The 13,211-nt window shown below is 67.5% G+C and carries 10 protein-coding genes; 4 read left to right on the forward strand and 6 right to left on the reverse strand.

Annotated elements, in window-relative coordinates; all coding sequences use genetic code 11:
• Positions 1-20: 20 nt before the first annotated feature.
• From ACV4UX_RS13690 to dsrA, 4 genes are all read right to left on the reverse strand, one after another.
• Positions 21-1,472, reverse strand: a complete 1,452-nt coding sequence (locus tag ACV4UX_RS13690) for a cobyrinic acid a,c-diamide synthase CobB (protein WP_491593837.1) — start codon at positions 1,470-1,472, stop codon at positions 21-23.
• Between the two features lie 111 nt (positions 1,473-1,583).
• Positions 1,584-1,823 (reverse strand): dissimilatory sulfite reductase D family protein, encoded by a 240-nt coding sequence (locus ACV4UX_RS13695; RefSeq protein ID WP_235956919.1) that lies wholly within the window; start codon positions 1,821-1,823, stop codon positions 1,584-1,586.
• A 63-nt stretch (positions 1,824-1,886) separates the two neighbouring features.
• Positions 1,887-3,032 carry a dissimilatory-type sulfite reductase subunit beta gene (dsrB, locus tag ACV4UX_RS13700; RefSeq protein ID WP_491593838.1) on the reverse strand — a complete coding sequence of 382 codons (1,146 nt, stop codon included), beginning with the start codon at positions 3,030-3,032 and terminating at the stop codon, positions 1,887-1,889.
• Positions 3,033-3,047: 15 nt separating this feature from the next.
• Positions 3,048-4,361, reverse strand: a complete 1,314-nt coding sequence (dsrA, locus tag ACV4UX_RS13705) for a dissimilatory-type sulfite reductase subunit alpha (protein WP_491593839.1) — start codon at positions 4,359-4,361, stop codon at positions 3,048-3,050.
• A gap of 404 nt (positions 4,362-4,765) precedes the next feature.
• Here dsrA and ACV4UX_RS13710 point away from each other — a divergent pair, with 404 nt between their 5' ends.
• Both ACV4UX_RS13710 and ACV4UX_RS13715 read left to right on the forward strand, forming a co-directional pair.
• Positions 4,766-5,398, forward strand: a complete 633-nt coding sequence (locus ACV4UX_RS13710; protein ID WP_491593840.1) for a YkgJ family cysteine cluster protein — start codon at positions 4,766-4,768, stop codon at positions 5,396-5,398.
• Between the two features lie 133 nt (positions 5,399-5,531).
• Positions 5,532-8,483, forward strand: a complete 2,952-nt coding sequence (locus ACV4UX_RS13715; RefSeq protein ID WP_491593841.1) for a PAS domain S-box protein — start codon at positions 5,532-5,534, stop codon at positions 8,481-8,483.
• Positions 8,484-8,726: 243 nt separating this feature from the next.
• Here the strand turns inward: ACV4UX_RS13715 and ACV4UX_RS13720 are convergent, their stop codons facing one another.
• The gene (locus ACV4UX_RS13720) at positions 8,727-9,065 is read right to left on the reverse strand and encodes a hypothetical protein (RefSeq protein ID WP_491593842.1); all 339 of its coding nucleotides are present in this window, start codon (positions 9,063-9,065) and stop codon (positions 8,727-8,729) included.
• A gap of 8 nt (positions 9,066-9,073) precedes the next feature.
• On the reverse strand, positions 9,074-9,565 hold the full coding sequence (locus tag ACV4UX_RS13725; protein WP_491593843.1) for a YajQ family cyclic di-GMP-binding protein: 492 nt from the start codon (positions 9,563-9,565) through the stop codon (positions 9,074-9,076).
• 78 nt (positions 9,566-9,643) lie between these two features.
• On the opposite strand from ACV4UX_RS13725, the gene ACV4UX_RS13730 reads away from it, so the two are divergent.
• Both ACV4UX_RS13730 and ACV4UX_RS13735 read left to right on the forward strand, forming a co-directional pair.
• Complete coding sequence (locus tag ACV4UX_RS13730) at positions 9,644-10,990, forward strand: deoxyribodipyrimidine photo-lyase (RefSeq protein ID WP_491593844.1); 1,347 nt, start codon at positions 9,644-9,646, stop codon at positions 10,988-10,990.
• 126 nt (positions 10,991-11,116) lie between these two features.
• Positions 11,117-13,211: PAS domain S-box protein (locus ACV4UX_RS13735; protein ID WP_491593845.1), on the forward strand; the 2,095-nt coding region annotated here is incomplete at its 3' end.

The following is a 13,211-nucleotide window of genomic DNA, read 5'->3' on the forward strand; positions in this document are numbered from 1 at the left end:
AATTGCGGGGTCTGGGGGGATCATCCCCCCAGTGGGTCCAGGGCGGAGCCCTGGCGGGAGAGCCCAGAGAGGGCAGCGCCCTCTCTGGCAACCTGCGCGGCGCGCACGAAGTTGACGGCCCAATGTGGCGCTCCCAGCGCGTGGATGTGGGTGTAGGCGGCGAAGGTGTTTCCCAGTACCGCGCCATCCATGCCGTCAAGCATACCTGCGCCGCGTTCCATGCGCAGGGCCATGGTGGGCGGATCGCCGTGCCCGGTGTAGCTGGAGCGGGGGATGCAGCGCGAGTAATGGAATTCGTGCCCGCGCAGGGTCGTCCCTGCTGGATGGAAGGCGTTGGGCGCGGTCACCACTGCTTCTGCGTAACCCAGGCCTTGCGGCCTGTCGCAGAGGGTGGTGGCCAGGGGAAAGACGCCTGCCATGGGGTAGATGGACCCTCCGGCGTGGAGTTCCTCGCAGAGCACCATGAAGCCGCCGCACTCGGCATAGACTGGCGCACCGGATAGGGCCAGGGCGCGGACGTGTTCGCGCACGGCAATGTTGTCGGCCAGGGCGCGGGCCTGTGTCTCCGGGAAGCCGCCGCCCAGGTAGAGGCCGTGCAATTCGGGCCAGGGATCGGTGGCGAGGAGGCTGACAGGCGCAAGTTCCGCCCCGGCGCGGCGCAGTGCCTCGAGGTTTTCCTGGTAGTAGAACCAGAGAGCGGCATCGAGCACGTAGCCGATGCGCGGTTTGGGTCCGGGAAGTGTTTGCGGCCAGAGCGCTTCGGTTGCCGGGGCCATTGCGGGGGCCTGGCGGGCGATGTCCAGGAGCCTCTCCAGGTCGCAGTGGTCGGCCACGGTGCGGGCGATGCCGGAGAGGATGTCTTCCAGGCCTTCCTGCTCCCAGTTGGACATGAGCCCCATGTGGCGTTCGCTGATGGGGTTCTGCCGCAGTTTGGGGAGCATGCCCAGCACGGGGACGCCGGTGTACTCCTCGATGGTCTGGCGCAGGATGGAGCGGTGCCGGTCGCCAGCGGTGCGGTTGCAGATGACGCCCGCGAGCTTGAAACCCGGCTCGAAGGTGTTGCAGCCGAGCACCACGGCTGCGGCCGTACGGGTCATCTTGGTGGCGTCGAGGACGAGCACGAGGGGTGCGTCGAGCGTGCGCGCCAGTTGGGAAGTGGCCACGCTGCCCTTGGCGTCGCCTCCGTCGAAGAGCCCCCGATTGCCTTCCACCACGGCGAGGTCCAGGCCCTGTGCGCGTTCCACGAAGAGGGCGCGCACGGCATCGGGGTCCATGAGGAATGGATCGAGGTTGCAGGCAGGGCGGTTGGCGGCAAGGCCCAGCCAGGCTGCGTCGATGTAGTCGGGTCCTTTCTTGAAAGGCGCGACGGCTAGGCCCTTGCGAGCCCAAGCGCCAGCAAGGCCCAGCGAGACGATGGTCTTGCCGGAGCCGCCGGAGAGGCCGGCCAGGACGAGGCGGGGGATACGGATCATGGGGTGCGGCCCGTGGGCCGGACGCGAGTCCACGCCCCGCGCCCTTCATGCCGCGGCTGACGCCGCAGGCATGCGGGAGCGGGACGCGGGAAAGCTTTCAGGCGTTGCGGCCTACTCGCCTTCTTCGGTGGCGTGCTGCTTGCCGGCGCCCTTAAGGCCGATCATGGTGGTGGAACCGGAGGACCAGTATTCCAGGGTGCCTTCGGCGACCATCTTGTTGACCAGCTTGGAGACTTCCATCTTCTTCATGTCAGGCAGGAAGGCGTAGAAGTCCTTCAGGTAGAACTTGGACTTGTTGGTCTTGGACTTCAGGGTGTCGACGACGGTCTGCCTGGCTTGTGCTTCGTCCATTCTGAACCTCGCTTGTGTTGCCGGGGGCGCGGGTTTGAACCCGCGCCCCCGGTGGTTACGCTCTTAGAACTTGAAGTTGGTGGACTGACGCCAGGTGAAGTAGGCGGGATCGCGGAAGTCGTCGATCAGGTGGTGGGTGAACTCCAGCTCGGTCTTCTTGAAGAAGCTTTCCCAGCCGATGCGTTCGGCCCAGTCGCCCAGACGCTCGTACTTGTTGGCCTCGGCGGCGTAAACCTCGATGATCTTCTTGCAGACCTTGGCGAGGGTCGGCCAGCGGGGCGGCTCGTTGGGGATGAAGGCCACGGCGACCTTGGAGAACTTGGGCATGGAGATGCGGTTGGACACCTTGCCGCCGACCATGATGATCACGCCGTCGCCTTCCTTGTCGGAGAGGGGCAGCGAGGGGCACATGGTGTAGCAGTTGCCGCAGTACATGCAACGCTCGTTGTTCACCAGGATGGTGTTGACCTTCTTGCCGTCGAGCTCATGCTTGCCGGGCTTGAGGGCGCCGGTGGGGCAGGAGGCGATGGCGAGGGGGATTTCGCAGAGGTTGTCCAGGTACTCGTGGTCGATGATGGGCGGCTTGCGGTGGTAGCCCACGACGGCCAGGTCGGAGCAGTGGCAGGCGCCGCACATGTTCAGGCAGCAGGCCACGGCCACGCGGACGATGGCGGGCATGCGCATGTTGGTGAAGTCTTCGAACAGCTCGTCCATGATGATCTTCACGGTGCCCGAGGCGTCGGTGGCCGGGGTGTGGCAGTGGATCCAACCCTGGGTGTGGACGATGTTGGACACGGAAGCGCCGGTGCCGCCGACGGGGAACTTGAAGGAACCCTTGTCGAACTTGCGGGAGTTCAGGTCAGCCTTGAGGGCCTTGGCGGTCTCGAGGCTGGGGGTCATGAACTCGATGTTGTTGCGGGTGGTCCAGCGCAGGTAGCCGTCGCAGTACTTCTTGGCGATGGCGCAGGCCTCGCGGATGTACTCGGTGGACACCAGGCGGGCGGAGCCCACGCGGACGGTGTAGACCTTGTCGCCGGATTCGGCTTCGTGCACCAGGAGGCCGGGCTCCAGGATCTCGTGGGAAACCCACTTGCCGTAGTTCTTTTCCAGAACCGGGGGCAGGAATTCTTTGTAAAACCGCGGTCCGATGTCGGAGATGCGGTCTTCCATGGGCTTGTTGGGATTGTACCCGGAAGAAACGAACGCCATATCTTGTTCCCCCTTTTAGCGCTGGTGCAGTTTGCGGTATTCGTTGATGTCGCGGGACCAGCCGCCGGGCACCTCGTCTTCCTTCCAGAAGATGTAGGGGTTGGTGCGGGGCTCGCGGACATGCTGGGCCATGGGCTTGATGTTGGTGACTTCAAGCAGCTTCTGGAAGCCCAGGCGCTTGATGGTCTCGCCGAGGCGTTCGCGGTTCTTGCCTTCTTCCATCCACCAATCCCACACGAGCTCGACCACTTCCTTGATCTCGTCGTAGGGGTCTTCGCAGGGGATGAAGGGAACGAGCAGGGAGGACATCTGCGCGCCGTCCAGGATGGGGGCCTTGGCGCCCAGCAGGATCGAAGCGCCGCGCTCGTCGCCCACGCGAAGGGCCTTGGGCATGACGTTGATGCAGTGCATGCAGCGGTAGCACTCGGCGGTTTCGATGGTCAGCTTGCCGCCTTCATACTTCATGCACTTGGTGGGGCACAGGTCGATGACTTCCTTCTGGATGTCGAACTTGCCCCAGTCGCGACCGGCGTGGGCGCCGGCGTTGGGCGGAATTTCGCCGCCGACGTAGGCCTTCACGGCGGCCTGGTCGATCTTGATGTCGTCCTTCCAGGTGCCGATGATGGAGAAGTCGGAGCGGGCGATGGAGGCCACGCAGCCGTTGGGGCAGCCGTCGAACTTGAACTTGAACTTGTAGGGGAACTGCGGACGGTGCAGCATGTCCTGGTATTCGTTCGTGAACGTATGGCAGATGTGCTGAGCGTCCATGCAGGCGAATTCGCAGCGGCTCATGCCGATGCAGCAGGCCGGGGTGCGCAGGTTGGAGCCCGAGCCGCCGAGGTCCTGGTTGTGCTTGTGGGTCAGCTCGTAGAAGATCTCTTCCAGCTGGGGGGTGGTGGTGCCCAGCCAGATGATGTCGCCCGTGGAGCCGTGCATGTTGGTCATGCCGGAGCCGCGGAAGTCCCACAGGTCGCACAGTTCTTCCATGTACTCGGCCTTGTAGAACAGGCCGGAGGGCTGGGCGACGCGCACGGTGTGGAAGTGGGCCACGCCGGGGAACTTTTCGGGCTGGTCGCAGTAGCGGCCGATGACGCCGCCGCCGTAGCCGAACACGCCCACGATGCCGCCGTGCTTCCAGTGGGTGGTGCCGTCCTCGTAGGACATTTCAAGCAGGCCCAGCAGGTCGTCGATGACGTCCTCGGGGATCTGCAGTTCAAGGCCCTTCGGGTTCTTGTGGCGCACTTCCGCGGCATACTTCAGATCGGAGACGAAGCTGGGCCACGGACCGCTCTCAAGCTGGTCCAGCAACGGGGTCGGGTGTTTCGCCATGTGTTCCTCCAAAAGAGTTGTAAGAGTTACAGCCCTGTTTACGAAAATCGCGCCCCGCCCTCGCGGAGGCGACGTTTTCCCGACAACTGCCCAGGAGCCACGCTATCGGGGCCCTGACGCGGACATCCTCAGGACGGACCTGAAAGAGAAGTATCAGGGATTGCAGCCAATCCACTCAAAATACCACGCGCGTGAAGTTTCTAACATGGAATGTTCCGGGCTGCAAAGGAAATTCAATCCCGGAACATCCCTACCTTTCAGGGCAAATTTCGCCCGCCCGAAGCCCTCCCGAAGGGCTTGCGCGCCGCCCTCGGGACGCGTAGGCAACCCGCGCGGACCCCGCCGAAGCGCCCGGCGGCCGCTCCCGTTATCATTTTCACAAAGTATCGCGAACAAAGCAACCCATGGATCACGCGCCCGAAGCCCCAGTCTGCCGCCGCTGCGGCCGCTGCTGCCAGGCGGGGCCGCCCGCCCTGCACCGAGACGACCTTGAACTCCTGGCCGCCGGGACCATCGCGCGCGAGCGCCTCGTCACCCTGCGCGCCGGGGAACTCGCCAGGGACAACGTCCGGGGCGGTCTGGCCCCGCTTGCGCGCGAACTGGTGCGCCTAGCCACAGCCGACACGGGCCACGCCTGCGTGTTCCACGACCCCGACCGGGCCTGCTGCGCCATCCACCACGCCCGCCCCGCCGAGTGCCGGCTTCTTTTCTGCCAGGACCCGCGAGCCCTCGAACACTACTACACCAGAGACCGCCTGACCAGGGCTGATCTCGTCCCCCAGGACGGGGCGCTGGCGGAGCTGGCGCGCTTCCACGACAAGACCTTTCCGGCGGCGGAGGTCATGGCCTTGGCCAGGCAGGCGGCTGACGGATCGGCTGCGGCCCGAGCGGAGCTCTCCGAACTGGCGCGCGCCGAGGAGCGCTTCCGCCGCGCCTTCCTGGAGCGCACCGGAGCCTCCTCCGGAGAGATCGACTTCCTCTTCGGGCGAGCCCTGCCCCGCCTGTGCGCTCCGTTCGGCGTGCGTATCCCCTGTTGATCCGCTGAGCGGACCGCTCGAAGTCTTGCGTCCCATCGTGGACACCGTACGTGGAATTGTTTATTGTAGCATTCCGCATCCCAGCAGTCGTTTCAAGCTTTCCATCCCGTGCGGGAAGCGGGAGGCAACCTCCTTGAACTACGAGCCCAGCGCAGAAGAGAAGCTCCGCCGCGAACTGGACGAGGCGCGCCAGCGCATCGCCCGGCTCGAGGAGCGCCTGGGGGCGGCGTCCCCCACCCAGGCCGGCTTGTACGACCGCGACTCAAGCAGCGCCACAACCAGCGAATTCGCGCACATCCTCCTGGACACCCTCCACGAGGCCGTGGTTGCCTGCGACGCCCAGGGACGCCTGATCCTCTTCAACCGCACGGCGCGGGAATGGCACGGCAGGGACGCCGCCCCCCTCGGGCCGGACGAATGGGCCGAGGGCTACGGGCTCTTCGAGGCCGACGGAATCACCCCCCTGGCCAGGGACCGCATCCCCCTCGCCCTGGCCCTCTCCGGCAGGCGCGTGCGCGACGCCGCCATGACCGTGCGCGCGCCCGGCCAGCCCCTGCGCCACCTGGAGGCCGACGCGGCCCCCTTCCACGACGAGCGGGGAAACCTCCTGGGCGCGGTGACCACGCTGCGCGACGTGACGGCCCGCAAGGCCCTGGAGCGCGCCCTCGAATCGGACCGCGCCCAGCTGGCCCTGGCCATGGACATGGCCCGGCTGGTCCGCTGGGAGCGCGACCTCTCCACCAACGTCTACACGCTCAATCCGGCCTTTTATGCCCTCTACGGCACCACTGCGGAACAAGAGGGCGGCATGGACATGCCCATGGACGTGTACCTGCGGGAGTTCGTCCACCCGGAGGACCAGGAATCGGTCTCCTCGGCGGTCATGAAAAGCCGCTCCGAGGCGTCTTCCGGGATTTCCTCGGCCGACCACAGGATCATACGGCGCGACGGCTCCGTCCGCCACATCACCGTCCGCCACACCACCCTGCTCGACGAGTCGGGCCGGCCCGTCAAACGCGTCGGGGCCAACCAGGACATCACCGAACGCAAGGAACTGGAGAGTTCCCTGGAGACGCGCTCCGCGCAACTGGCTCTGGCCATGGACATGGCCCGGCTGGCCCGCTGGGAGGCCGACCCGGCCACCGGCGTGCTCTCCCTGAACGACCAGTTCTACGCCCTCTACGGCACCTCCGCAGAGCGCGAGGGCGGCTACCGCATGAGCTACGAGCGCTACGTCCGGGAATTCTTCCACCCCGACGACATCCCGCTCTTCACCCAGGCCGCCATGGCTCAGCTGAACAACACCGACCCCAGGGCCGTGCACACCCTGGTGCACCGCATCCTCCGCCGCGACGGCGAGATGCGCCACATCCGCGTACGCTTCTTCACCATGTCCGGCCCGGGTCCCAAGCGGGTGGTCGGGGCCAACCAGGACATCACCGAGCAACGCCTGGCCGAGGAACGCCTGCTGCAGACCACCGAACGCCTCCAGGAGGCCCAGCGCATCGCACAGGTGGGCGACTGGGACTGGGAGCCGGAGACCGGCCAATCCTTCTGGTCCGACCAGACCTACCACATCCTCGGCCTGGACCCGGTCGGCCCGCCCGGAACCTACGACACGGTCCTCAGGCTGATGCACCCCGAGGACCGGCTGCCTTACATCGACACGGTGAACCGGGCGCTGGCCACGGGCCAGCCCTACGAACGGGAACTCCGCCTTGTCCGGCCCGACGGCGCCCATGTCCACCTTCTGGTGAAGGGTCGGCCCATCCTGGACGCGGCCGGAAAAGTGGAGCGCCTCCACGGCACCGTGCAGGACATCACCGCCCGCAAACAGTCCGAACAGGCCCTGCTGGAGAGCCGGGAACGCCTGAGGCGGTTCACCGAGCGGGTGGAGGAGTCGCTGCGCAAGACGCGCACCGTGCTGGACCAGATTCTCGAATGCATGCCCTCGGCCCTCATCGCCGTGGACCCCCGGGGCGTGGTGACCCACTGGAACAAGTGCGCCCAGGAGTTCTCCGGCAAGTCTCCGGCCGAGGCCCTGGGCGCGCCCCTGGACGAGGCCTTCCCCTGGCTCTCCGGGCAGATGGCCTCGGTGGAGCGGGCCATGCTGACGGGGAGCCCCACGGGGCAGGAACGCGCGCCCTTCACGCGCGGCGACGAGACGCGCCTGCTCGACATCATGATCTATCCCTACGGAGAGGGCGAGACGGAAGGGGCCGTGCTGCGCCTGGACGACGTGACCGTGCGCGCCGCCATCGAGAACCGGATGGTGCAGACGGAAAAGATGCTCTCCGTGGGCAGCCTGGCGGGAGGCATGGCCCACGAGATCAACAACCCCCTTTCGGGCATCCTGCAGTCTGCCCAGATCATCCGGCGCAGGCTCGCCCCCGGGGCGCTGGCCAACATCCAGGCCGCGCAGCGGGCCGACTGCTCCATGGAGGCCATCCTGACCTACCTGGAAAATCGGGGAGTGCTCACGTTCCTGGACGCCATCGAGCAGTCGGGCAGACGGGCCAACGCCATCGTCCGGAACATGCTCGGCTTCATCCGCAAGAGCCCCACGCTCAAGGCCCCCGCCGCGCTGCAAGACATCCTGGAGCGCGCCGTTGACCTGGCTTCCACCGACTACGACCTGAAAAGGAACTTCGACTTCCGACGCATCCGCATCGAGCGGCACTACCAGCCGGACATGCCGGACGTGCCCTGCGCGGCCATGGAGATCGAGCAGGTGGTCTTGAACCTGCTGACCAACGCCGCCCATGCCCTGACCTGCCGCAACTCCGGGGATCGCGAACCGGGCATCGTCCTGCGCGTGCGCCTCTGCGACGGCTGCGCGGTGCTGGAGGTGGAGGACAACGGCCCCGGCATGGACGAGGACACCCGGCAGAAGATCTTCGAGCCCTTCTTCACCACGAAAAAGCCCGGCGAAGGCACCGGACTGGGGCTGTCGGTGTCCTATTTCATCATCACCCGCAACCACGGCGGGTCCTTCAACGTGGAGTCGCGGCCGGGCGCGGGGACGCGCTTCACCATCTCCCTGCCCCTGGAGGACAGCCGGGCCTCCTGCATCGCCGCCCCCTGAGACGCCTCTCGAACAGCGCCCGTCCGCGCGGCCCGCTCCAGGCAGACGCCGGAAGGCTCCGGACAAGGGTCGCCCCGCAACCTTGCGAACCGAGAGCAGGTGCGGGGCTTTCCGACGACGCAGCCGAAAGGGAGTTTTCGGACCCCGAAACGCCCGGGACGGCACAGAAAGGACTCGGGGCCGGACGCGGGGCCGGGGCGTGCCGACGCCGCCGCTCGCCGCCCCGGTCGGTCGGGCTCCCGCCTACTGGGCCTGGGCCGGGTTGCCGTAGTCGAAGAGGCGGCGGCAGTACTTCTCGCACCAGTCCGTGGCGTTGCGGACGGAGCCGTCGCAGCCGCGCATGGCGTCCTCGCGCCACTTCATGGTCTGCATCTGGTTGCAGCCCTTGATGCAGTCGGCCTTGCTGGTCTGTTCCTGCTGCAAGAACCCCCTGTAGTCCTCGCAGAGGTTGTCGTCCCAGCAGCCGGACCCCTGCTGCATGGGCCAGCAGAAGCCGTAGAATTCGCTCAGGGTCAGGGGCCGGTCGGCCCCGGCGCAGCCGGCCAGGGACAACAGCAGCAACGCGGTCAGGACGTGGCGCATGCCCACCTCTAGCTTTTCATGTTGACGTATTGCAGGGGCACTTCCAGGCCCGATCCGCCCAGAAGGCGCATCACTTCCTGGAGGTCGTCGATCTTCTTGCCGGTCACGCGGACCATGTCGTCCATGATCTGGGTCTGCACCTTGATCTTGGAGTCCTTCACCAGGGCCACGATCTTGCGCGCCGTGTCCTTGTCCACGCCTTCCTTGATCTTGGCTTCCAGGCGCATGAGCGAGCCGCCTGCGGGCTTGGCCTCGCCGAACTCCACGCTTTTCACGTCCACCTTGCGCTTCACCAGGTTGCCGATGAGCATCTCGCGCACGGCCTTGGCGCGCATCTCGCTTTCGGTGGTCACCACCAGGGTCTTGTCCTTCTTGTCCAGGCGGACCTCGGTCTTGGAGCCCCGGAAATCGAAGCGCGTGGCGATCTCCTTCACCGTATTGTTCACGGCGTTGTCCACTTCCTGCAGGTCCACCTTGCTCACGGCGTCGAACGAGGGCATCTTTCCTCCGGGTTGGGTTCTTGCTCCCGATCCTAGCGGCTGGCCCGTCCAAAGGCAAGCGCACCGAACGGAGGCCCCATGAACGAACGCAGAACCAGGCTCCTCTCCCCGGGCACGGAAGGCTCAGGCCCGGTGCTCTACTGGATGCACCGCGACCACCGCGCCCGCGACAACTGGGGCCTGGCCCAGGCTTTCCTGCTGGCCCGCCGCGCCGGGTGCGGCGTGGCCGCCTTCCACTGCCTGGACCCGGACTACCCAGCCCCCAATCCGGCCCACGTGCGCTTCCTCCTGGACGGCCTGGAAGAGACCGCCCGGAGCCTGGAAGCCCTGGGCGTGCCCTTCGCGCGCCTGCTGGGCGATCCGCCCGTCCAGGCCGCGCGCCTGGCCCGGGCCGTGGACGCCCGCGCCGTGGTGACCGACTTCGACCCGCTGCGCCACAAGCGCCGCTGGCTCCGGGACGCCGCCCAGGCCATTGCCTGCCCTCTCTACGAGACCGACTCGCGCAACACGGTCCCCTGCTTCGCGGCCTCCGACAAACGCGAGACGGCCGCGCGCACCCTTCGCCCAAAGACCCGCAGGCTCCTGCCGGAATTCCTGGAGGAGTTCCCCGCCCTGCCCGTGCAGGAGCGCCCCCCTCTCCTGCCCGCGCACCCGGGACTCCTGGGCCTGGAGCAGGCCCTGCCGCGCCTTGCCGCGGCGCGTGCGCCGCAGGGTTTCACGCCCGGGGAGGCCGCAGCGGCGGCGGCCTTGGAACGCTTCATCGTGGGCGGGTTCGCAGGCTACGCCCAGGCCCGCAACGATCCCTCCCGGGACGCCCAGTCCGGGCTCTCGCCCTGGCTGCACTTCGGCATGCTCTCGGGCCAGCGCGCGGCCCTGGCGGCGGCCTCGGCCGAGGCCCCGGAGGAGGACCGCCAGGCCTTCCTGGAAGAACTCATCGTCCGGCGCGAGCTGGCCGACAATTTCTGCCTCCACGCCCCGGACTACGACCAGCCCTCCTGCTTTCCTTCCTGGGCCAGGGCCTCCCTGGAGAAACACCGGGGCGACCCGCGCCCGGCCCTGTACTCCCGCGACCGGCTGGAGGCCGCCCGCACCGCCGATCCCGCCTGGAACGCGGCCCAGACCGAACTGCTCCGCACGGGCAAGATGCACGGCTACATGCGCATGTACTGGTGCAAGAAGCTCCTGGAATGGACCCCCTGCGTGGAGGAGGCCCAGGCCGTGGCCGTGGACCTCAACGACCGCCTCTCCCTGGACGGGCGCGACCCCAACGGCTACGCGGGCATCGCCTGGTCCCTGGGCGGCGTGCACGACAGGCCCTGGGGCGAGCGCCCCGTGTTCGGCGTGGTGCGCTCCATGACCCTGGCCGGCCTGCGCCGCAAGTTCGACGTGGAGGCCTACGCCGCCCGGGTCCGGGAAGCTGGCTGAACGGGACGCGCCGCGAATATTGCTCGACATTCCGCGCGCAGGGTGTATTCAGAAAAGGTAGACTCGCATGTCCCACCCCTACAGGACCACGCCATGTCTGCTGATCAGGCAAGCATTCGGGAGGTGTTGGCGTCCCTCCCCCTCTGGCTCGTTCTCGCCGCCGCCCTGGCCTCGGGCGCGGCGGTCTTCCTGTGGCTCAGGCTGCGCGCGGCCCGCAAGGACTTTGCCGCCCGCCAGCGCGACTGCCGCGAACTGGAGCAGCTCTTCACCTTCAGCCTGGACATGCTCTGCTCCCTTGGGCCGGACGGCCGCTTCGTGCGGCTCAATCCCGCCTGGGAACTCACCCTCGGCTACCGTCAGGAGGACCTGGCGGGCAGACGCTACGACGAACTGATCCACCCAGACGACCAGTCCGCCGTGCGCCGGGCCGCCGACCGGCTGCGCGGGAAGCAGTCCGTGACGGTGTTCGTCTGCCGCATGCGGCGCAAGGACGGCGCCTGGCGCTGGATCGAGTGGAACGCCCAGCACCGCGACGGCGTGGTGGTGGCCGCCGCGCGCGACGCCACCGACCGCCTGGAGTCCCTGGCCGCCCTGCACGAAAGCGAGGAGCGCTTCCGCTCGCTCCTGGACAACGTGGAGGCCGTCTCCGTGCAGGGCTACGGCCCCGACGGCACGGTGGAATACTGGAACAAGGCCTCGGAGGTCATCTACGGCTACACCCGCCAGGAGGCCCTGGGCCGCAACCTGACCGACCTGATCATCCCCCCCGCCATGCGCGGCGAGGTGCGCGCGGCCGTGGCCCACATGGCCTCCACGGGCCTGCCCATCCCGGCCTCGGAGCTGGACCTCCTGCGCAAGGACGGCACCACGGCCCAGGTTTTCTCCAGCCACGCCGTGGTGCACACCGCGCGGGGCAACACGGCGCTTTTCTGCATCGACGTGGACCTGGGGCCCCTCAAGGACGCCCAGGCCGCACTGCGCGAGAGCGAAGAGCGCTTCCGCCAGCTGGTGGAATGCGCGGGCGACGCCATGTACCTCACCGACATGGAAGGCAGGCTCGTGGAGGTGAACTCCGAGGCCGAACGCCAGACAGGCCGCACGCGCTCGGAGCTTCTCGCGATGTCCATCACGGACCTGGACCTGGGCCGCGACGACGAGAACCTGGCCCTGTTCGCGCGCGACATCAGCGAGAACCGCCTGGCCGTCTTCGAGACACGCATGCGCCACAGCCAGGGGCACGACTTCCCCGTGGAGGTGCGCGTGGTCCACATGGAGCGCGGCGGCCGGGGATACATGCTGGGCAGCGCCCGCGACATCTCCCTGCGAAAGCGCGAGGAGGAGGTGCTCACCGAAGCCAACCTCACCCTGACCGCCATCCTGGAGAGCGTGCCCTCGGAGGTGAACGTGGTGGACGTTCAGACGCGCGAAATCCTGTTCATGAACCAGGCCATGAAGGAGGCCTTCGGCCGCGACCACACGGGCGAGGTCTGCCACAAGGCCTTCCGCTCCTGCGAGGCCCCCTGCGCCAAGTGCGACATGGAGATCCTCATGGCCCGGGACGGCGCGGCTTCGGCCCCCAGGCTCTGGGAGGACTACAACCCCGTCTCGCGCCGCTGGTACCTCAACCACGACCGCGTGGTGCGCTGGTTCGACGGACGCCTCGTGCGCGTGCAGATGTCGCTGGACGTCACGGCCCGCAAGGCCGTGGAGGAGCGCATGGCCGCCTCGCTCAAGGAGAAGGAGGTGCTGCTCTCCGAGGTGCACCACCGGGTGAAGAACAACCTCCAGATCATCTCGAGCCTGTTGAGCCTTCAGGCCGAGAGCCTGGAGCATCCCCAGGCCCTGGACGTGCTCGCCGAGAGCCAGGGCCGCGTGGCCTCCATGGCCATGATCCACGAACAGCTCTACAGCACCCACGACTTCGGGCGCATCGAGGCCGGGGACTACCTGGAGCGCCTGCTGCCCCGCCTGGCCCAATCCTACCGCCAGGGGCGCGACATCCGCCTGGAGACCTCGCTGGACATGGTGACCCTCACTCTGGATCAGGCCATCCCCTTCGGGCTCATCGTCAACGAACTGGCCACCAACGCCTTCAAGCACGGCCTGTGCGACGTCGCGCGGGGCAGACTGCGCGTCTCCCTGTCCAGGGGGGGGAGCGAGGAGGAACTGGCGGTCGAGGACAACGGCCTTGGCCTGCCCGAAGGGTTTACGCTGGACGGGG

Source organism: Fundidesulfovibrio sp., from assembly GCF_058402725.1.

Bases quoted from the DNA above. Each gene is read 5' to 3' on its own strand.
- ACV4UX_RS13690 (WP_491593837.1), bottom strand. From the start codon at position 1,472: ATGATCCGTATCCCCCGCCTCGTCCTGGCCGGCCTCTCCGGCGGCTCC.
- ACV4UX_RS13695 (WP_235956919.1), bottom strand. From the start codon at position 1,823: ATGGACGAAGCACAAGCCAGGCAGACCGTCGTCGACACCCTGAAGTCC.
- dsrB (WP_491593838.1), bottom strand. From the start codon at position 3,032: ATGGCGTTCGTTTCTTCCGGGTACAATCCCAACAAGCCCATGGAAGAC.
- dsrA (WP_491593839.1), bottom strand. From the start codon at position 4,361: ATGGCGAAACACCCGACCCCGTTGCTGGACCAGCTTGAGAGCGGTCCG.
- ACV4UX_RS13710 (WP_491593840.1), top strand. From the start codon at position 4,766: ATGGATCACGCGCCCGAAGCCCCAGTCTGCCGCCGCTGCGGCCGCTGC.
- ACV4UX_RS13720 (WP_491593842.1), bottom strand. From the start codon at position 9,065: ATGCGCCACGTCCTGACCGCGTTGCTGCTGTTGTCCCTGGCCGGCTGC.
- ACV4UX_RS13725 (WP_491593843.1), bottom strand. From the start codon at position 9,565: ATGCCCTCGTTCGACGCCGTGAGCAAGGTGGACCTGCAGGAAGTGGAC.
- ACV4UX_RS13730 (WP_491593844.1), top strand. From the start codon at position 9,644: ATGAACGAACGCAGAACCAGGCTCCTCTCCCCGGGCACGGAAGGCTCA.